A 19,040-nucleotide genomic window follows, 5' to 3' on the forward strand; every position below is an offset into this window, starting at 1 on the left:
GTCGGTAACTCCAATTAAAGCTAAATCATTTTATGAAGATCCCTGCCTTATTTTATTTAGTGCTGGCAATAAACATCATTACATCCTGTAAAAAAAAACCATCAATTTCAGATAATAGCGAATGGCGCACCTATGCCGGCTCAAAAGAAGGGAACAGGTATTCATCAAACGGGCAGATAACACCGGCAAACGTTAGCCAGCTTAAAGTTGCGTGGACTTATAGTTCAAATGACAAGGATAGTGCCAATCGCAGCCAAAATCAATGTAATCCGGTAATGGTTGATGGTATACTTTATGCAGCCAGCCCCAAGCTAAAGCTGTTTGCGTTAAATGCAGCAACAGGTGTGCAAAAATGGCTTTTTGACCCTGCTGCACAGGATAGCTCAAAAAAAGATGACCCGCTGGCTTATTACAAAGTATGCCGTGGCGTAATTTATTGGGAGGATGAAAATGGGGAAAACAAACGTATTTTTTACAGTGTTGGCTCAAAAACTTACGCTATTGATGCGGAAAGTGGTGTACCCATTAAAAGTTTTGGCAAAGACGGTTATTTAGATTTAACGAAAGATCTTGGAAGGGAAACCAATTCATTTGTTTCGGGCACTACGCCGGGTGTAATTTATAAAGATGTTTTAATAGTAGGCACACGGGTTGCAGAATCGGAAGATGCCGCGCCGGGCCACATCCGTGCTTATGATGTTCGTACTGGCAAGCTCAGGTGGATCTTTCACACTATTCCACACCCCGGTGAAAAAGGATATGAAACCTGGCCTGACAAAGATGCCTGGACAAAATTAGGCGGCGCAAATAACTGGTCGGGCATGGCATTGGATGAAAAGCGTGGCATTGTGTATATCCCGATAGGTTCAATAGGCGGTGATTTTTATGGTGCTAACCGTAAAGGTGCAAATCTTTATGCTAATTCGCTTGTTGCTTTGGATGCCGCTACAGGCAAATACATTTGGCATTACCAGGTGGTCCATCATGATCTGTGGGACCGCGACCTGCCGGCAAATCCTAACCTGGTAACTATAAAACATAATGGTAAAACAATTGATGCGGTAGCCCAAATCACCAAACACGGTTATATTTTTATGTTCGATAGAACTAATGGCCAGCCAATATTCCCTATTGAAGAAAAGCCGGTTCCTCAAAAGGGGCTGCCCGGTGAGCAGGTATGGCCAACACAACCAATTCCAACATTGCCGCAGGCTTTTGCCCGTCAGCATTTTGGACCGGAAGATGTAACTGATATCAGCACGGAAACGCACAAGGATATGCTTGATAAGTACAGGCAAGTAAAATATAACACCATGTTTGCCCCGCCAAGTAAAGATGGTGATTGGATCTTCCCCGGCTTTGACGGTGGGGGCGAGTGGGGAGGCGCCGCAGTTGATCCGGTATCGAAGATAATGTACATAAGTAATTCTGAAATGCCATGGGCGCAGGTAATGATCGATGTGCCAAAAAACACTGACGATTATTCTTTAAAAGGGATAGGCCATACTATTTATAATAAATATTGCATATCCTGCCATGGGGTTGAGTTAAAAGGTAATGGCACTTCATATCCGTCATTAGTGAATATCAACAAAAAATATACAGGGGATGAGGCCAGCAAGATAATTGAGAACGGCCGTAACATGATGCCTTCATTTAAACAAATTTCTGCCGATGAGAAAAAAGCTTTGCTTGCCTTTGTGTTAAAGCTGCCTGAAAAAGAGCCGGTATCCAGGCAAATGGCTAAAGAACCGGTTACTGTTGCTAATAAAACGTCAAGTACAATACCTTATGTAATGAACGGTTATAACAGGTTTCTGGATAAGGACGGCTATCCCGGCATTAAACCGCCATGGGGCACACTAAATGCGGTAGACCTAACCTCAGGGAAGCTTTTATGGAAAGTGCCACTGGGCGAATACCTTGAACTTACCAAAAAAGGGATCCCTGTAACCGGGACAGAACTATATGGCGGTCCACTGGTAACTAAAGGCGGATTGGTATTTATTGCAGCAACCAAGGATGAAAAGATCAGGGCTTTTGATAAAAATACAGGCAAGCAGGTTTGGGAAGCAAAATTACCGGCTGCAGGTTATGCTACACCCGCCACTTATGCAATTGATGGTAAGCAGTTTGTTGTTATTGCCTGTGGAGGGGGGAAAATAGGCAGTAAATCCGGCGATAGTTATGTTTGCTTTGCGCTACCCAATTGAATAAATTGAGAAAAGCACCTTTCTCCTTTCACCTATTTTTTTTATTTTACAGGCTGATTAAGCTTTAACTATGGAAAAAGGACGTTTAGAAGCATTCAGCGATGGTGTAATTGCAATCATCATTACGATAATGGTTTTAGAATTGAAGGTGCCTCACGGAGCAGATATCAGGTCGTTGTTACCGCTGTTGCCGGTTTTTGTTAGTTACCTGCTTAGTTTTATTTATATAGGGATCTATTGGAATAACCACCATCATACCCTGCAGATTGTTGAATCGGTAAATGGCGCTATCCTTTGGGCTAATATGCATTTGCTTTTCTGGTTATCATTGATTCCGTTTGTCACTGCCTGGATGGGGGAGAATCATTTTGCAGAATGGCCGGTTACCTGTTACGGAATTGTTTTAATAATGTGCTCATTGGCTTATGCATTGTTCCTGATAACTTTGATAAGGCATCATGGCGACAATTCCTTATTGGCTCAGGCAATAGGAAAAGACCGGAAGGGCGCCATTTCAACCATTATATACGCCGTTGCAATTATTGCTTCATTTTTTAATTCAAAAGTTGGCTTTGCATTATATATAGTGGTAGCATGTATCTGGTTCATACCTGATAAACGGATAGAAAAGAAGATAAACAGGTGAGGAGCCACCTTGTAAGTAAGTTCAAAGCCAGAAGTATTAAGCCCAAAGTCGTTAGCTCATTTCTAACTTAAGACTTTGGACTCAGGACTACGAACCATCATAAACTGCTTGTAATTTATCTACAGAATGTGATGTTTCTGTTTTCCTTCCCAGGGCAAGCCATAATGCCAGTAAACAAGCATAACTGCCACCGCGTTCAACCCACTCAAATATTTTATAGTGCGGATAAAATAATTCACTGATGATTTTCCAGGTAAAAAAGACCAGCAATGCCGGGCGGATAGGTTTTATTAGTACCGCAGCGGCTGCCGCAATTTCTAATGCACCAATCAAATGCGCAACATTTGCCGGGTTATTAAAGCCAAGATTGGTGTATTGACCAATAAGGCTCTTTTTCTCAATCAGGTTAAGCCAGCCATGGCCTGCAAGGAGCAGGAATACCACCACTTTTAAACAGATCACTACCTTTGTCAATGTTTTAGCATCCACCGAAGTATCCGGATTGATTGGATTGAACAAACTTTTAATATTTAACTGCACCCCTCCGGACAACAGCAAAAGGGCCAGCGGAGCGCCAAAGTTCCCGGCTCGTTCAATGAATTCGGCAAAAGGCTCACCCGATAACGGGCGTAAAAACGCTGTTGCAGTTCCCCATATTACAAGCCAAAGCGGAATTACCCGTAGAGGATATATGAGCATTGTTATTCCGCACATAATATCAAAGCCCCCAAGCCAGGGCATCAACTGGTAAGCCATAACCTTACCTATACCAAATACGGCAAAGTAATTACACCATATTGCTTTGGTAATTATTCCAAACGACCCATGCCCTATAAAGCACATGGCTACTGCAAAACGCAGTGTATAATGAAGCTGTTGTTGAAGATTAAGATTCAGCATGTAAAAAACTTGAACTCCGTTAATTATATATTACGGAGAAGGTTAGCAAAAATGTTAATTAATAATGGTTAGCAAAACATTTTTGGAGGCTGATGAGGGGTATCAATATAGTGTTGAACAGGGCTGGAGCAGAATATAATATTATTTGCTTGCAGGATAATAACAGGCGGTGAAAATTTAAACAATACAATAGGGTAATTATATTTACCAAGGTCAATTGCTTTACCAAACGGAACATGATCCTTTTTATTTACCGGGATATCAGCAATTTGACTGGCATTGATAATATTTTGGTTAAAAAGCCTTGTTTTTTCGTAATTAGGAACACACATCAGGTAAATAGTATCCCTGGTTAGCTTAAGTTTTACGTAGTTATAACAAGTGCTTTTAAATTGTATTTGTCCGTTTATTTTTTCAAAACTATTCCAGTTTTGGGTTACCCCGGTATGTGCGGGTACTTTTATTTGCACCAGGTCATGCACATTATACAGGTTTTTGCTTATGCGGTCATTAAACAATTTATCCGATTGGTAAACAAAGTATTGATAGAGTACAAGATGTCCGCAAATGGAGAATATTTGCAGGCCAAGCAATGTTATAGCTATCAGTTTTTTCAATTATTTAGTTTTAATCAAGATTACCCTAAAAGTATCAGAAAAAAATTAAACCTGAAAATTTTATTAATCAATCACAAATGATTTAATAAAAAATTATTACGGGTTTATACTGTAACAGATAAAAAATGAAAAAGGCAGCTATATAATAGCTGCCCTTAAATATTTTAATTAAAGAATTACGGTTAAAAATGAACCCCAATTCCAAAAGTGGTCTGTAGCTCACTTATAGGTTGTTTTGTTACCAATCGGCCTGTTCCGCCAAGTGCTGAAATATCGCCTGTGGTAGAAATATTGATCCCATCAGATTTAACATAATTAAAACGTAAGCCAATATCCCAGCCTTCGGCAAATTCAAAGCGTAAAGCTGCATTACCACCATATGCAAAAGCAGACCCTTTTGAGCTGTTTTGGATAATAGTTTGTTGCCCATTATTTGCACCTGATACATATATGGTAAGCTCTGGAGTAGATGAGCTTTTAATTAGACCAGCATCAGCACGAACATCAAGAATCAATTTACCATAGGCAAAAGAATATTGAGGGCCGCCCATGAAATTTAAGTTATGATAACGGTTAACACCCTGAACTAAGGTAGAGTTTACTTTAAGAATCTTATTATAACCATCTGCAAGTAACTGTACGTCAGGGATAGTCAGTTCGCCCTGGTCCTGGAAAGAGACGATTGCGCCAAAGCCTAAGTTTTTATAAAAATAATAAGCGCCCTCTAATCCAAACGTTGCACCGCGTTTAGCAAAACCTGCTTTATTATTATCATAGGTTTTTTTACTAAAATCACCCATAGGGTTTGAAAAGCCGCCTATAAGTGCTAAATAACTTTTAACATATACTTTAGTGTCAGTATTATCCTGTGCTTTGGCATAGAAAGAGATAAGTGTAATAATTGAAATTAGTGTAAGTGTTTTTTTCATTTTATAGAGTAAGGAACGTTTTATTTAATTGTGAAATAAATATTATACCTGATGCAAATCCATCGGTTATGCAAACGTATAAAGGAATGCAAAAGTATCCATATTAATTCTTAAAAAATGTTAAATTATAGCTATAACCAAGCCATACTTTATCAGGGCGCTAAAATAAGGCTAAATAATCATTCACAGTATAATTCTTTTAATTACTTCAATTGGCAAATTTTTAAAATTGCGTACACGTTAAAAAGCCGTCTTTTAATTAAAAAAGACGGCTTTATACCAGGTTGTTTTAGGTTAGTCTTTCAAGAGATTCACAGAAGACCTGAAATTTAATTTACTGAACATCCCACCACATCCGGCTGATTATTTTATCCCCACCCATTGCGGCTGCGGCTGCATTGTAATTTGTTGTGTTAACCTGCTTATCAACCGATGAATAATACATTCTACGGGGTATTGCGCCGGGAGACTGGCTGCCTGTATAGGTTACAGCCTTTAAAACCGGGAAACCCGTGCGGCGATAATTGGCCCAGGCTTCGTATTCATTAAAAAAGGTGCAGGCCCAAAATTGGGTGTTTATCATTTCCGGTCCTTTCGAGTCATCATAAGGATGTGCACTCAAATAGGTTTTTATATCATTATCGCTAATCACACCGGCGTTTCCAAAAACAGCCAACTGTTCCATAGCAGCCCTTACACCATTGTTATAATGTTCTTCCGTATTGCCAATACCCCAGCGTTTTGCAGCATCAGCCAATAAAAATTCTGACTCGGCATAAGTTAAAATTAAGGTTGGCGCAGTGGCATTAAATATTATAGGACTTGGGCGTGAGTATAAATTTATATTGCCCAGGTATGGCGGAGGACCAAGATAGCTTTGAATGCCGTGAGAAGTGTTTCCGGCATCATATCCGTTGGGTAATCCGTTTTGGTCAGCAGGGTCAGATGAACCCCCGCCTGGATCATCCCCGGGCGAAAAATCAGGAGGATAAACGTAGGATAACACAGGTAAACGCGGATCATTATTGTTTTTCAAAAAGTCAATAAAAGTTTTGCTTATCTGGCCCGACAATTGGATGCCTCCATCTTCACCTATTCCACGATAGATCCTGTTTATGGTAAGCGGGTCATTTGTGCCGTGGGCCACAATAGCATTATCATCATTGCTTGTCATGGTAAGCCCCTGCAATTTTGTTACATAAGTCTTTGCAGTAGTGGGATCAACTTTGGTTAAACGCATAGCCATGCGCAACAGTAAAGTATGCCCAAATTTTTTCCATTCACCGATCTGATCACCCGCCTGTGAATAAAACAGATCTCCAGTAGGTTTATCTGCATTTGCATCAAGGCTGTCAGTTGCTTGCTCCACCTCTTTTAGCAGGTCGGCATAAATATCCTTTTGTTTATCATATTTAGGGAAATAAATGCCTTTATTATAGGCCTGGCCAGCCTGGAAATAAGGTACATCGCCATAAACATCAGTTATACGTTCAAAAGCCATTGCTTTTATTATTCGCGCAATCTGGTGCAAATTCTTGTATTGAGGTTTCCCTGTTGTTATCGTATAAAGATTAACGGCATTTTTTATGGTTGACGTGTAAGTATGATCAAAGAACGATCCCCAGCCGCCACTTGTAGGTGCGCCAATATATTTGTCACCAAAAAAGTAAGTTGAGGTTGAAGCCCAATGCTGGATCATACAGCCGGCTCCCTGTATTTCAGTTTCTTCTACTTCTATCGCATTATCAGTGCTGCCGGTATAATAAAGCTGGGTTGCAGTTAAAATATTATTGGCATCGAATGCATCAACAGATACTGAATTAGGATCGGTATTTGTTTTTATTAGATCTTTCTTGCACGAAGCAAAGGCCATTAATAAAACAGCGCTTGCAAGTATATATATGGATTGTAATTTCATGTTAAGCAGTTTATTAATTTTTTCAATAATCATCTTAAAACTTTACGTTAAGGTTAAGCCCAAATGTCCTGGTATAAGGTACTGTGGCCTGTTCAATACCTTGCGGACCGTTTGAATAGTTGGATTCAGGGTCGATATTTGGAGTATGCTTCATAATGGTAAGCACATTCCGGGCAACAGCGCTTAATGTTATGCCCTGTATTTTATTATTGAACATACTGGCCGGAAAGGTATAACCCAATACGATCTGTCTTAATTTAATAAAGCTGTCATTATAAAGAAACATTGAACCATTGTTACTCAAAGCAACATAATAATCTTGTGGATTAAGCTGTTCAGTCCCGTATTTCAGATCCCTGCCTGGAAGTGTTGTTTTCGTAAGACCATAAGTGTAGGCGTAGTAATTAGTGCCTGAGAAGATCTTACCGCCAAATTTACCATCAATAAGCACAGAAAGATTAATGTGTTTATACGTTAAGTTAGTAGTTACCCCGGTAGTCCACGGGCTAATACCCGATCCCAGGTCTTTATAAGTAGCAGTACTTGGATCAGGCGCTCCTGTTTCAGGATTAATGATCGGCTTGCCGCTTGCATCTCTTGCAGGATCTAAAGCAAAGATCTGGTAAGCAGACTTACCAACCACCTGCGACATATATGCTATACCATTGCCTTCATCTTCGCCCGCACGCGAATAACCCAGCGGGTAGTTTGATGACCCGTTGGAAAGTGATAATACTTTATTATCGTTATAAGTTACATTCAGGGTTTCTGTCCAGCTGAAATTTTGTGTTTTAACAGGGGTTCCTGAAACCAAAAACTCAATGCCTTTATTTTGTATAGTGCCTGAGTTTAATAAAACAGCATCATACCCGGATGTTTTTGAAGTTACAGCGGGGATAACTTCTTTACTTTCCTTTTTGTTGTAATAAGCGATATCAAAATGCAGCCTGTTCTTAAAAAAGGAAAGTTCGGTACCGACTTCAAATTCTTTTGCAGAAGATGGCTCTAGTGCTGAATTTGGTACGGTGCCTCCGTTAGCGATATTGCCTATTGCATGCCCGCTTAAATTGCCAATATTATTGTAGCCTAATAATGTTTGGTATGGCGAATCAGCTTCGCCACCTACGTTTGCATAACCCAGTCTTAATTTTCCAAGGTCTAACCAATCTGCATGAAGCAGTTCAGAGAAAACAAATGAACCGCTCACAGATGGATAAAAGTAGTTTGTTTTACCTGGAGCAAGGGTTGAATACCAATCATTACGACCAGTAACTGTTAAGTATAAATAGTTTTTGTATGAAAGATCAAACGTTCCATAGATTGACCTATTTACCACTACCGGTTTACTTTGATATTCAGTAGGGCTGGCAAGGTTACCAACTGTATAGAGGTAAGGTGTTTGAAATGTATTACCCGTTGCATCAAGCTGATCGACAACAGCTTTTCTTGAGTTGGCACCAACCAGTACATTTACATTAAAATCTTTTGTTACTTTAAACGATTTGCCAATTATGGCATCCATGTTTAATTCGGTGGATTTAATGTGCTCAAGTGTCATGGCTCCATCAGTTTGGTAAGCTGTTCCATTTGGTGTTACTATGGTATTAATATCTCCAAAATAATCTTCACCCACCCGGAACTGAAGATACAAACCATTGTCAAAAGTATACTTGGCATCTGCCGAGCCGATAAAACGGTTACGGTTAGTATTGTTAATGAATTTATAGGCTACAAAGTAGGGGTTCGTGGTGTAAGCGTCATCTAAAAATTGATTCTCAGAACCATCTGCTTTATAACCGGGATACAGGGAGGTGATATTTACGTTTGGGGGAAGAAACATCGGAGCAAAGTTCAAACTCCCGGCGGCATCAGATACACTTGGACGGTTGTGCGTAAATGCATTTATGTATTGTGCTTTTAACTGCAGATCAAGGTGCTTATCTAACTTATAGTTTGCAGATAGGGAGAAAGATTGCTGCTGATACCCGGCGTTTGGTATAATACTGTTATTATGCAGGTCGCTCGCTGAAAAACGTAAGCTTCCGTCATCACCAAGCGACTTGCTAAATGATATGGAATTTGTAGCGGCGCCGCCGTTTTTGTAAAACCGTTTCATATTACCAGGCACATAAGAATATGGCCTTTGAACACCATCAAACTGAAAAACAGACGATCCGTCGAGTGGTGCACCCCAGCTTGATAACCCTAATTCAAAAGCGTCACTACCGCTTGTGGGTTTTAAACCTGCTGATCCCTGGCCATAAGTTGTTTGCCAGTCGGTATTGTCTATAACGCTTTCTATCACATAATTGGAGTTCAATTCAACACCTGTACCTTTGGCATTTTTGCCTGATTTTGTTGTGATCAATATAACACCTTTACTGCCGCGATAACCATATAGTGCGGAGGCTGCTGCGCCTTTTAATACAGAGATCGTTTCAATATCATCCGGATTAATGTTAATTGTGCCGTCGCCGCCATCAGCACCGCCATAACCACCGCCAACGTCAGTTTGCCTGTAGTTGCTGTTTTGCATCGGGATCCCGTCTATCACATATAATGGTTGGTTTGAACCGGTTATATCTGATATACCACGGATAATCACATTTGCAGAGCCGCCCGGGCCTGTAGCCACATTACTTACGTTAACCCCGGCCACTTTCCCTTCAAGTCCGTTAACAAAGTTAGTTTCGCGGGCCTCGGTCAGGGACGATCCTTTTACTTCAGTTACCGAATAGCCTAAAGCGCGCCGTTCTCTTTTAATACCCAATGCCGTAACCACCACATCTTTCAATTGCTCGGAAGAAGGTTGCAGTTTAACATTTAGTTGGGTTTGATTTCCTACCGGAACTTCAACTGTTTTATAACCAACATATTTAAATACAAGGGTTGCAGTGGGTTCGGCAGCAATAGAGAAAGTTCCGTTAGCATCGGTGAACACACCTTTGGGGGTTCCTTTTACACTTACAGTAACTCCAATAAGTGTTTCATTTGTTTGTGCATCAGTAACCTTGCCGGTAATAGTGGCAGGGGGATTTTGAGCAAATGCTGCACTGCTGATTAACAAAATAAAAAGTGTCTTGAAAATAATGTTTTGCAGAAGCGGAACAGTTTTTTGAGAGTAGAAATTTTTTCTCATAAGATGAATTTTTTGGGGTGAAAAAAATAATCTTTTAACCTAAGGATAAATTTATGATAAGAACGAGTACTTTAAATTATACCAGACAATAGAAAATTGTTGTATATATTAAGATAGATTAGCTAATTTAAAGATTATATATATTAAAAGTTAATAAAATTTATATTATTTTGAACAATATTAGTTATCTGTAATTAAATATAATGCTCATTTTTAAGTTATTAGCCGCAGAGCTGCTGCATGCGTGTGTAGTTTAAAATAGCTACCTTCGGATTAAATTGAATAATATTTATATACCGCCTGGATCACAAACAAAATAAGATGCAAACCCATGAAAGAAAATGAGCTGGTAAAAGCTGTGGTCAGGCTATCCGGGTATGTGGTTTATATTTCTTTAATAGTTGTTGTTTGCATGGTTGGTATAATAGCAGGTTTACTTGATAATGAGCCGGTAAATATTCCAATTCAGCATATAAAGGCTGATGCAGCAGCACACATTTCTGACGCTACAAAATCTTCAACATTGGGGGAGTCTTCAAGAGTAATTCCTGCCGATGCCTGGAAAGTGCCCGGTACCGGCACCATACCCGCCGGTAAGGCCGGAGAAATGATTAATTATGGCAAAGAGCTTATTGCCCATACAGCAATCTATTTTGGACCCAAGGGCAGCATAGCACAAATAAGCAACGGTATGAATTGCCAAAATTGTCACCTTGACGGGGGCAGCAGGCTGTTTGGGAATAACTTTGCCGGCTTTATAGCAGGCTACCCTAAAATGAGTAACCGCTCGGGAAAAGTTGAGCCTGCAACTGAACGCCTGGTAGAGTGTTTTAGGCGAAGCCTTGGCGGTAAAAGCCCGGATACCGCAAAAAAAGAGATCAGGGCAATGCTGGCTTATATGGAATGGATTGGCCGGAATGTTAAAAAAGGGCAAAAGCTGTTTGGTAATGCCACAGAAAAATTGCCTTTTTTGGAAGGCGCTGCCGACCCCGTTAAAGGGAGAATAGTATTTATGGCAAAGTGTAAAAGCTGCCATGGCAATAACGGCGAAGGCGTACTTGCTGCAGATAAAAGATCCTATGTATATCCGCCGTTATGGGGAGCGCACAGCTATAATGATGGGGCAGGAATGTACCGTGTAATTAACCTTGCAGGTTTTGTTAAAAATAACATGCCCTACGGTGCAACTTATCAAAACCCGCAATTAACTGATGAGGAAGCATGGAACGTTGCCGCCTTTATAGATTCGCAGCCACGCCTGCACAGGGATCAACATAACGACTGGACAGATCTTAATAAAAAACCGATAGATTTACCTTTCGGGCCTTATGCCGATCCATTTAGTGAAAAACAGCACAAGCTGGGGCCTTTTAAACCGATAGTGGCGTTTCAGAAAACACAGATCAACAAAAATAAAAACCTATGAAAAAGTACGTTTTAATTGCTGCAATATTTGCCTTAATAACTTTTGCCAAACAGGCCAGGGCACAAGGTGATGCAGCTGATTTTACCGGTGCGCAGCCTAAGCTGGAACATTATGATGCTTTATATGTACTAAACTCAAGCGATGAAAAAAGGATAAAAGGCATCCTCCGTAATATGGATAACGCTTTGGACGACCCGCGCTTAAAAGGAAAGCTGCACATTGAGCTGATTGTATTTGGTGATGGTGTTGCCGTTTACATGAAATCAGGAGCATATGAACAGGCATTAAAAAATCTGCAGGCCAAGGGAGTGATATTAGCAGAGTGTAGTAATACTGTAAGGGAACGCAAAATAGATAAAAACGATTTGTTCGATTTTATATCCTATGTCCCCAGCGGCAACGGTGAGATTATTTTACGTCATTACGATGGTTGGGCAGTGGTACATCCGTAATTAAAAGTTTTAATCCTTAGCATTTTACCTGTGCCGAATTTTATTAGATTTGAACATACAACCAATTATTCCATTAGGTAACCCCTTATTGATTCCAATTTATGAAAAACAAATCTGATCGCAGGGTTTTTCTGAAAAATATTGGCGTTGGCAGTGCTGCTGCTTTGCTGCCTGTTAGCGCTTTGAGCATTGCTGATGCAAAAGAAACTGTTGATGATAAAGCCGTTCCGGCTGTTACAATCCCCGGTAAACGTAAATATAATACGGAATATACAGGTCAGCACCTTAACCGCGTAGCATTCCCTATAGGCGGACTTGGGGCCGGCATGTTTTGCATGGAAGGCACGGGGGCTATCTCACACATGTCTGTTAAAAACAAACCCGAAATATTTAATGAGCCAGGCATGTTTGCCGCAATTTGCGTTAAAGGTGCAAAAAATGGCGCCAAGCTGTTAGAAGGTCCTGTGCCTGATTGGAAGAAATTCGGACTTAAGGATGCCGCTAATGGACTAGGCGGTGCTACAACCGGATTGCCGCATTTTCATAATGCAAGCTTTAAGGCCCGGTTCCCCTTTGCATACCTTGATATTACTGATGCCGACCTGCCATTAAAAGTGCAGGTGACAGGATGGAGCCCATTCATTCCAACTGATGATGATAATTCAAGCCTGCCTGTCGGTGCCATGGAATATAAATTTACCAATATAGGTAAAATGGAAGCCGATGCGGTTTTTTCATTTAACACGAAGAATTTTTTGGGTTTTGATAAAGGTGAAGATAAGATCACTCCTTTAGAAAATGGCTTTATATTAACCCAGCTTGGAACAAAAGAAAAACCATTGAGGTCGGATTTTGCCGTTTTTACAGATGAAAGCGATACCATTGTTGATCATTGCTGGTTTCGCGGTGGCTGGTGGGACCCGGTTACCATGGCCTGGAACGAGGTAAAGAGCGGTAATGCAAAGGCAAACCCGCCTGTGGATAAGGATGCTCCGGGCGCGAGTTTATACGTGCCCTTTAAGCTATTGCCGGGTAAGGAAAAAGTGATCAAGGTAATGATGGCCTGGTACACGCCGGATTCTGAACTAACCTACGGTGAAATGGGCACACGGAAGGAAAATTGCGACCCGGCAAGTGGCTGTTGCAATTCACCTTCTGACATCGACCTTGATAAATATGATAAAGATTTTAACGGCAAGTTCTATAAACCCTGGTACAGCAGCCGCTTCAGCAGCATTGAAGAAGTTAGTGCATACTGGAAAAAGAATTATGATGAGCTAAGGAAAAAATCAACGCTTTTTAAAGATGCTTTTTTTTCGTCAACGCTTCCACCCGAGGTAATGGAAGCGGTTGCTGCTAATCTGTCTATATTAAAGTCGCCAACAGTTATGCGTCAGTATGATGGCCGGCTATGGAGCTTTGAGGGCTGTGCCGATGACAACGGTTGCTGCCATGGCTCGTGCACACATGTGTGGAACTATGCGCAGGCTATTCCGCATTTGTTTCCGGCATTGGAAAGGAGCTTGAGGCATACTGAATTTTGCGAAAGCCAGGACGTTAACGGGCACCAAACATTCAGGGCTAATTTACCCATCCAGCCAACCAAACATGATTTTCATGCTGCGGCAGATGGCCAGTTAGGCGGCATAATGAAAGTTTACCGCGAGTGGCGTATTTATGGTGATAATATATGGCTAAAAAAAATGTACCCCATGGTAAAAACCAGCATGGATTATTGCATCAGCACGTGGGACCCGCGGCATAGGGGGGCAATTGAAGAACCGCACCACAATACTTATGACATTGAATTTTGGGGTGGCGATGGCATGCACACCAGCTTTTACTCCGGTGCTTTAAATGCCATTATTGCAATGGGTGAGTTTTTAAAAGCTGATGTTGCTAAATATAAAGAGTTAGCTGTGAAGGCCAAAAATTTGATCGAAACAGAATTGTATGATGGTGAGTATTTTATCCAGGAAATAAAGTATAAAGACTTGAACGCCAAAAATCCTGCGACAGCAAAATCCTTCGGCGGAGAGTATTCAAAAGAAGCACAGGCGCTTATGGAAAAGGAAGGGCCTAAATACCAATACGGGAAAGGCTGTTTGTCTGACGGGATTCTCGGCGCCTGGATTGGCCGGATGTGCGGTGTTGACGAAACTATCGACCCAAAAAAGATAAAAAGCCACTTGATGGCTGTTCACAAATATAATTTGAAGGAGAATTTAAGCGAGCATGCCAATCCGCAGCGACCAACTTACGCGTTAGGTGATGAAGGCGGCTTGCTTTTATGCACCTGGCCCAAAGGCGGTAAGCTTTCGCTTCCGTTTGTTTACAGTGCTGAGGTGTGGACAGGTATTGAGCACCAGGTAGCATCGCACCTGATGCTGATGGGGAATGTAAAAGAAGGGCTGGAGATAGTGAGGGCATCACGCGACAGGTATGACGGAAAAATCAGAAATCCCTTTAACGAATATGAATGCGGCAGCTGGTATGCGCGTGCTTTATCAAGCTATGGCTATTTGCAGGCTTTAACCGGCGTGCGTTATGATGCGGTTGATAAAACGCTGCACATCAATTCAAAAATCGGCGACTTTACAAGCTTTATTTCAACAGAAACAGGCTTTGGAACAGTAAGCCTTAAACAGGGAAAGCCGCAGGTTAAAATTGTGTACGGAAATATCAGTATTAAAAAAACACTGGTATCCGGCAAGCAAGCTTAGTTGAATGACAGGAAAATTAATTTACAAGCTATGAATATTGAAGCAAACAGAGTTGTATCACTTCGTTTTGTTATGAAAAATAATGATGGCGATGTTATTGAAGATATTATGAACCAGGCGCCTGTAGATTATCTGCATGGCTCGGGTAATATTTTACCGGCTTTAGAGGCGGCAGTTGGGGGGTTAAAGGTTGGCGATAAAAAGCTGATCGTTTTTAAAAACGATGAAAGTAGCGGCGAAAATTACCAGATGGATGTTGTTATTGACAGTATACGTGCGGCAACCCCCAGCGAGTTAAAATCAGGAAAGCCTGAAACTATGCCAAAGGATGAAACATGCGGGCCAGGCTGTTGCTGTTAAATAGCTGTGCGGGATGTGATTTATTCCGCAGCCTGATTTTTTCCCCGGTATTTGGTAGGAGATATGCCCATTAGCTTGGTGAACATTCGCGAAAAATAATATTGGTCCTCTATCCCTAATGTAATAGCTATTTCCTTAACTGCCATGTTTGTAAATGACAAGTACTGGCAGGCCTTCTGAATTTTAAGCTGGTTAAAATATTCAATAGGTGAATGGCCCGTTTTTGATTTAAAAATAGCGGAAAAGTGTGATGCGGATATATTTACAGATGCAGCAATCTCGTCCAGTTTAACGGTTATGTTGACTTTTTGCTGCATATAGGCAATTGTTTTACCTACCACATCATCTTCGGTCTTGTCAATATGGTTGAACTTATTTTCATAGATCAATGAAGAGAGAAAATGATAAAAGATCATATTTACATACCTTAAGGTATCTTCGCTATAGCCTTTTTCAAGGTTAAAACAGATCTCCTCAAATAGCTTTATCCTGTCTTCATTAAAAGCTAAATGCGGTTTATAATTCTCTGAGTTTTTCAATATCAGGTTGATAATAAACCCGGCTGTATCACCTTTAAAATGCATCCAGTAAATAGTCCATGGTTTATTGGTATTGGCAGCATACCTGTGCGGGGTATTTGCAGGAATAGCAATGAATTGCGAAGGCGATAAGTCAACCCTTTTTTTATTGATCTCGATCCAGCCGCTCCCTTCTGTACAATAAATAATAATATGCTGATTTATCCCCGCAGGGCGTTCAGCGTAATGAAATTTAGCTTTTGGGTAGTAGCCAATATCCGTTATATAGATCTGCCGGGTTACCGGGTCTTTACTCAGGAAACCCGTGATAATCTTTTTCGGTAGCACAATAAGTTTCTGCCCTTCAAAGCCTTCACGTCTTTTTATATCTTTATTTGCCTGCAGCATTACTGGCAAATGTAATAATTGCCATAATATAATCCATCATTATAATAATAATACCTATTTCTTTGCCCGTTTAAATCATTGAATTTTACAATGCCAGTTATAGATCCAATGATCACACTTGAAAATTTCGGAATTTACAATGATAAGGAGCTTTTGTTGTTCACATTAAAAAATGCTGATGGCGCCTTTGTTGAGCTTACTAATTATGGCGCGACAATAGTTTCTGTTATGGTGCCCAACCGGGATGGTAAATCAGAACATGTGGTGGCTGGCTTTGATGAACCTGAAGGCTACCTGGCGGATAACTGTTATATAGGATCAACCGTTGGGCGATTTGCCAACCGGATAGGTAATGCCGCTTTTAAATTGAATGGTAAACAATATTATTTGGAAGCGAATGATAATGCCAATAGCAATCACGGGGGAACCAGTGGATACAATTTAAGGGTATTTGACTATAAAATTGAGGATGATAAGCTAATTTTTATGTTGCACAGCCCGGACGGCGATGGCGGGTTTCCCGGTAACCTGGAGTTAACGGTCACTTATCAATGGACTGAAAATAATCAGCTTAAAATCACCTATCTTGCGGAAACCGATCAGCTAACCATTGCCAATTTTACCAATCACGCCTATTTTAACTTATCAGGAAAAGAAAGCTCAATGACTGATCATCAATTAACCATTTATGCAGGCCATGTCCTGGAAACTGACAAGGAATATATTCCCACCGGAAAAGTAATTCCTGTGGGTAAAAGAGCTTTTTCCGGGGATCGGATAGGCAATAAGATCAAAGAAAATAACGGAAAGGGGTTTAATAATTATTATATCCTCAATAACCAGGATGACAATACCCGGTTAGCTGCTGTTTTGGATGATGCGAATTCAGGGCGAAGATTGAATGTTTATACTACTTACCCCGGCTTGATGTTTTATACCGGTGACTTTTTAGAAAGCATCCATCCCGGACACCTTGGTAAATCTTATAAGCCTTTTGACGGGTTGTGCCTGGAGTGCCAGCTTTACCCGGATGCACCTAATCATGATTTATTTCCATCAACCTTTTTAAAACCGGGTGAACAATATAGAGAAGAGATTATTTATGAATTTACGTTAATTCCTGATATTCAAATATGAACCAACAATCCACCTTCAATAGCCGGTATATTATTGGCATCTCGTTTATTTCGGCCCTTGGCGGTTATTTATTCGGGTTTGATTTTGCCGTAATATCAGGTGCTCTGCCTTTTCTGCGGGTACAATTTGCGCTCGATGCCTGGTGGGAAGGTTTTTTAACCGGCTCGCTGGCTTTGGGCTGTATCGTTGGATGTTTGATAGCAGGCAGGGTTGCTGACCGTTATGGACGCAAACCCGGACTGATGACCGCAGCCATAATTTTTGCGATCTCGTCTATCGGGATCGCGCTTACTAAAACACTCACCTTGTTTGTGGTGATGCGTTTTGCCGCTGGCATAGGTGTGGGTATGGCCTCCATGCTTTGCCCTATGTATATTGCCGAGATCTCGCCGGCTGCAGTACGGGGGCGCAATGTGGCCATCAACCAGCTTACCGTAGTCATCGGGATCTTAGTTACTAACCTGGTTAATTATTTTTTGGCAGATAAAGGCGTGGATGCCTGGCGCTGGATGTTTGGGCTTGGGGTTGTACCATCAGCGATATTTTTAATAGGGGTAATGTGGCTGCCTGAAAGTCCGCGCTGGTTAATTAAAGCCGGTAAAGTGGAGCGGGCAAAGCGGGTACTGAATAAAATAGGCTCTGAACTTTTTGTTCAGCAAACTTTTAAAGCAATTGAACAATCAATGGTGGGAGCTGAAAAACAGAGCTATAAAGCGGTTTTTGAAAAAAGCGTACGGCCTGCCGTTATTGTGGGGATTACCCTGGCTGTATTTCAGCAGTTCTGTGGGATAAACGTAGTATTTAATTACACCTCAACCATATTTGAATCCGTAGGTGCAAACCTGAACCGGCAGCTTTTTGAAACGGTTGCTATAGGCGTGGTGAACCTTGTATTTACGCTGATCGCCATGTGGCAGGTGGATAAGCTTGGCCGCAGGCCATTGATGCTTGGTGGTGCACTCGGCTTATCGGTAGTGTATATCATCCTGGCATTTTTGCTGCAAAATCATTCATCAGCGGGCCTGGTTTCCATATTTGTTTTATTGGCTATCAGCATGTATTCCATGTCCCTTGCGCCGGTTACCTGGGTGCTTATTTCCGAGATCTTCCCTAATAAAATTAGGGGACTGGCATCATCTGTTGCAATCGTATCATTATGGGGAGCCTATTTTATACTGGTTTTTACTTTTCCAATCCTGGCTAAAAAATTGGGTGCTTATGGTCCATTTTATCTGTATGCTGGGATCTGCTTTTTAGGGTTCTTATTTATAAAAAGCAAGGTAAAAGAGACCAAGGGTCAAACATTGGAAGAGTTGGAACAACATTTAGCAGGGCATTAGGGTGTGCAGAGGTATTAGTTGTGATAAATTAATGCCCCTTAGGGTAATGTTGTTAAGTTAACGAGAGTTCGATATAAAGGTTGTTAGCATAGTTATTGATTATCAGTTACTTACATCTATTTAATCCTTAATAAAATCCAAAGCTTCTGATAATCAGCATGTTCCACTTTGTTCCAGGTGTTCCGCGTGACTTTCCCTAAAATAGGTTGACAAATAAACAGTGGAAAGATGAATCATAATATAAACAAGTCAGCCATCGTTTCAGAGTATTTAAAAGGTGGAGTATCTTACCGGGATTTGCAGGCCAAATATGG

14 protein-coding genes are annotated in these 19,040 nt (G+C 41.0%); 8 read left to right on the forward strand and 6 right to left on the reverse strand.

All coding sequences use genetic code 11. The annotated features are described in order from the left end of the window. The first annotated feature begins 32 nt into the window (after positions 1–32). Complete coding sequence (locus JWQ54_RS01165; protein ID WP_299579019.1) at positions 33–2,213, forward strand: PQQ-binding-like beta-propeller repeat protein; 2,181 nt, start codon at positions 33–35, stop codon at positions 2,211–2,213. Positions 2,214–2,283: 70 nt separating this feature from the next. Further along, positions 2,284–2,859 (forward strand): TMEM175 family protein, encoded by a 576-nt coding sequence (locus tag JWQ54_RS01170; RefSeq protein WP_299579021.1) that lies wholly within the window; start codon positions 2,284–2,286, stop codon positions 2,857–2,859. An 87-nt stretch (positions 2,860–2,946) separates the two neighbouring features. On the opposite strand, the gene JWQ54_RS01175 is transcribed toward JWQ54_RS01170, so the two are convergent. From JWQ54_RS01175 to JWQ54_RS01195, 5 genes are all read right to left on the reverse strand, one after another. After that, the gene (locus JWQ54_RS01175; RefSeq protein WP_299579023.1) at positions 2,947–3,759 is read right to left on the reverse strand and encodes a hypothetical protein; all 813 of its coding nucleotides are present in this window, start codon (positions 3,757–3,759) and stop codon (positions 2,947–2,949) included. A 68-nt stretch (positions 3,760–3,827) separates the two neighbouring features. Then, a complete protein-coding gene (locus JWQ54_RS01180) occupies positions 3,828–4,376 on the reverse strand; it encodes a hypothetical protein (RefSeq protein ID WP_299579025.1) in 549 nt (182 codons plus the stop codon). A 182-nt stretch (positions 4,377–4,558) separates the two neighbouring features. Beyond that, entirely contained in the window at positions 4,559–5,305 is a 747-nt protein-coding gene (locus tag JWQ54_RS01185) for an outer membrane beta-barrel protein (RefSeq protein WP_299579026.1), read from the reverse strand. A gap of 334 nt (positions 5,306–5,639) precedes the next feature. Beyond that, positions 5,640–7,223 carry a SusD/RagB family nutrient-binding outer membrane lipoprotein gene (locus JWQ54_RS01190; RefSeq protein ID WP_299579029.1) on the reverse strand — a complete coding sequence of 528 codons (1,584 nt, stop codon included), beginning with the start codon at positions 7,221–7,223 and terminating at the stop codon, positions 5,640–5,642. Between the two features lie 34 nt (positions 7,224–7,257). Further along, on the reverse strand, positions 7,258–10,362 hold the full coding sequence (locus tag JWQ54_RS01195; protein WP_299579030.1) for a SusC/RagA family TonB-linked outer membrane protein: 3,105 nt from the start codon (positions 10,360–10,362) through the stop codon (positions 7,258–7,260). A gap of 331 nt (positions 10,363–10,693) precedes the next feature. Here JWQ54_RS01195 and JWQ54_RS01200 point away from each other — a divergent pair, with 331 nt between their 5' ends. From JWQ54_RS01200 to JWQ54_RS01215, 4 genes are all read left to right on the forward strand, one after another. Then, complete coding sequence (locus JWQ54_RS01200; RefSeq protein ID WP_299579032.1) at positions 10,694–11,788, forward strand: c-type cytochrome; 1,095 nt, start codon at positions 10,694–10,696, stop codon at positions 11,786–11,788. Next, positions 11,785–12,240: a DsrE family protein gene (locus tag JWQ54_RS01205; RefSeq protein WP_299579034.1), complete on the forward strand. Its 456-nt coding sequence runs from the start codon at positions 11,785–11,787 to the stop codon at positions 12,238–12,240. Before JWQ54_RS01200 ends, JWQ54_RS01205 begins: the two co-directional genes overlap by 4 nt. A 101-nt stretch (positions 12,241–12,341) precedes the next feature. Beyond that, on the forward strand, positions 12,342–14,963 hold the full coding sequence (locus tag JWQ54_RS01210; RefSeq protein ID WP_299579036.1) for a GH116 family glycosyl hydrolase: 2,622 nt from the start codon (positions 12,342–12,344) through the stop codon (positions 14,961–14,963). Positions 14,964–14,993: 30 nt separating this feature from the next. Beyond that, entirely contained in the window at positions 14,994–15,323 is a 330-nt protein-coding gene (locus JWQ54_RS01215; RefSeq protein WP_299579038.1) for an FKBP-type peptidyl-prolyl cis-trans isomerase, read from the forward strand. 20 nt (positions 15,324–15,343) lie between these two features. Here JWQ54_RS01215 and JWQ54_RS01220 read toward each other — a convergent pair whose 3' ends face one another. Then, a complete protein-coding gene (locus JWQ54_RS01220; RefSeq protein ID WP_299579039.1) occupies positions 15,344–16,249 on the reverse strand; it encodes an AraC family transcriptional regulator in 906 nt (301 codons plus the stop codon). Positions 16,250–16,339: 90 nt separating this feature from the next. Here JWQ54_RS01220 and JWQ54_RS01225 point away from each other — a divergent pair, with 90 nt between their 5' ends. Together JWQ54_RS01225 and JWQ54_RS01230 are read left to right on the forward strand one after the other, a co-directional pair. Further along, positions 16,340–17,386 (forward strand): aldose epimerase family protein, encoded by a 1,047-nt coding sequence (locus JWQ54_RS01225; RefSeq protein ID WP_299579041.1) that lies wholly within the window; start codon positions 16,340–16,342, stop codon positions 17,384–17,386. After that, entirely contained in the window at positions 17,383–18,726 is a 1,344-nt protein-coding gene (locus tag JWQ54_RS01230; protein WP_299579043.1) for a sugar porter family MFS transporter, read from the forward strand. The genes JWQ54_RS01225 and JWQ54_RS01230 overlap by 4 nt, the downstream gene beginning before the upstream one ends. The last annotated feature ends 314 nt before the right edge of the window (positions 18,727–19,040 follow it).

The organism is Mucilaginibacter sp., assembly GCF_028288225.1.
Classification (GTDB): Bacteria; Bacteroidota; Bacteroidia; order Sphingobacteriales; family Sphingobacteriaceae; genus Mucilaginibacter.

Bases quoted from the DNA above. Each gene is read 5' to 3' on its own strand.
- JWQ54_RS01205 (WP_299579034.1), top strand. From the start codon at position 11,785: ATGAAAAAGTACGTTTTAATTGCTGCAATATTTGCCTTAATAACTTTT.
- JWQ54_RS01220 (WP_299579039.1), bottom strand. From the start codon at position 16,249: ATGCTGCAGGCAAATAAAGATATAAAAAGACGTGAAGGCTTTGAAGGG.
- JWQ54_RS01195 (WP_299579030.1), bottom strand. From the start codon at position 10,362: ATGAGAAAAAATTTCTACTCTCAAAAAACTGTTCCGCTTCTGCAAAAC.
- JWQ54_RS01165 (WP_299579019.1), top strand. From the start codon at position 33: ATGAAGATCCCTGCCTTATTTTATTTAGTGCTGGCAATAAACATCATT.
- JWQ54_RS01190 (WP_299579029.1), bottom strand. From the start codon at position 7,223: ATGAAATTACAATCCATATATATACTTGCAAGCGCTGTTTTATTAATG.
- JWQ54_RS01230 (WP_299579043.1), top strand. From the start codon at position 17,383: ATGAACCAACAATCCACCTTCAATAGCCGGTATATTATTGGCATCTCG.
- JWQ54_RS01210 (WP_299579036.1), top strand. From the start codon at position 12,342: ATGAAAAACAAATCTGATCGCAGGGTTTTTCTGAAAAATATTGGCGTT.
- JWQ54_RS01225 (WP_299579041.1), top strand. From the start codon at position 16,340: ATGCCAGTTATAGATCCAATGATCACACTTGAAAATTTCGGAATTTAC.
- JWQ54_RS01215 (WP_299579038.1), top strand. From the start codon at position 14,994: ATGAATATTGAAGCAAACAGAGTTGTATCACTTCGTTTTGTTATGAAA.
- JWQ54_RS01175 (WP_299579023.1), bottom strand. From the start codon at position 3,759: ATGCTGAATCTTAATCTTCAACAACAGCTTCATTATACACTGCGTTTT.
- JWQ54_RS01185 (WP_299579026.1), bottom strand. From the start codon at position 5,305: ATGAAAAAAACACTTACACTAATTTCAATTATTACACTTATCTCTTTC.
- JWQ54_RS01170 (WP_299579021.1), top strand. From the start codon at position 2,284: ATGGAAAAAGGACGTTTAGAAGCATTCAGCGATGGTGTAATTGCAATC.
- JWQ54_RS01200 (WP_299579032.1), top strand. From the start codon at position 10,694: ATGAAAGAAAATGAGCTGGTAAAAGCTGTGGTCAGGCTATCCGGGTAT.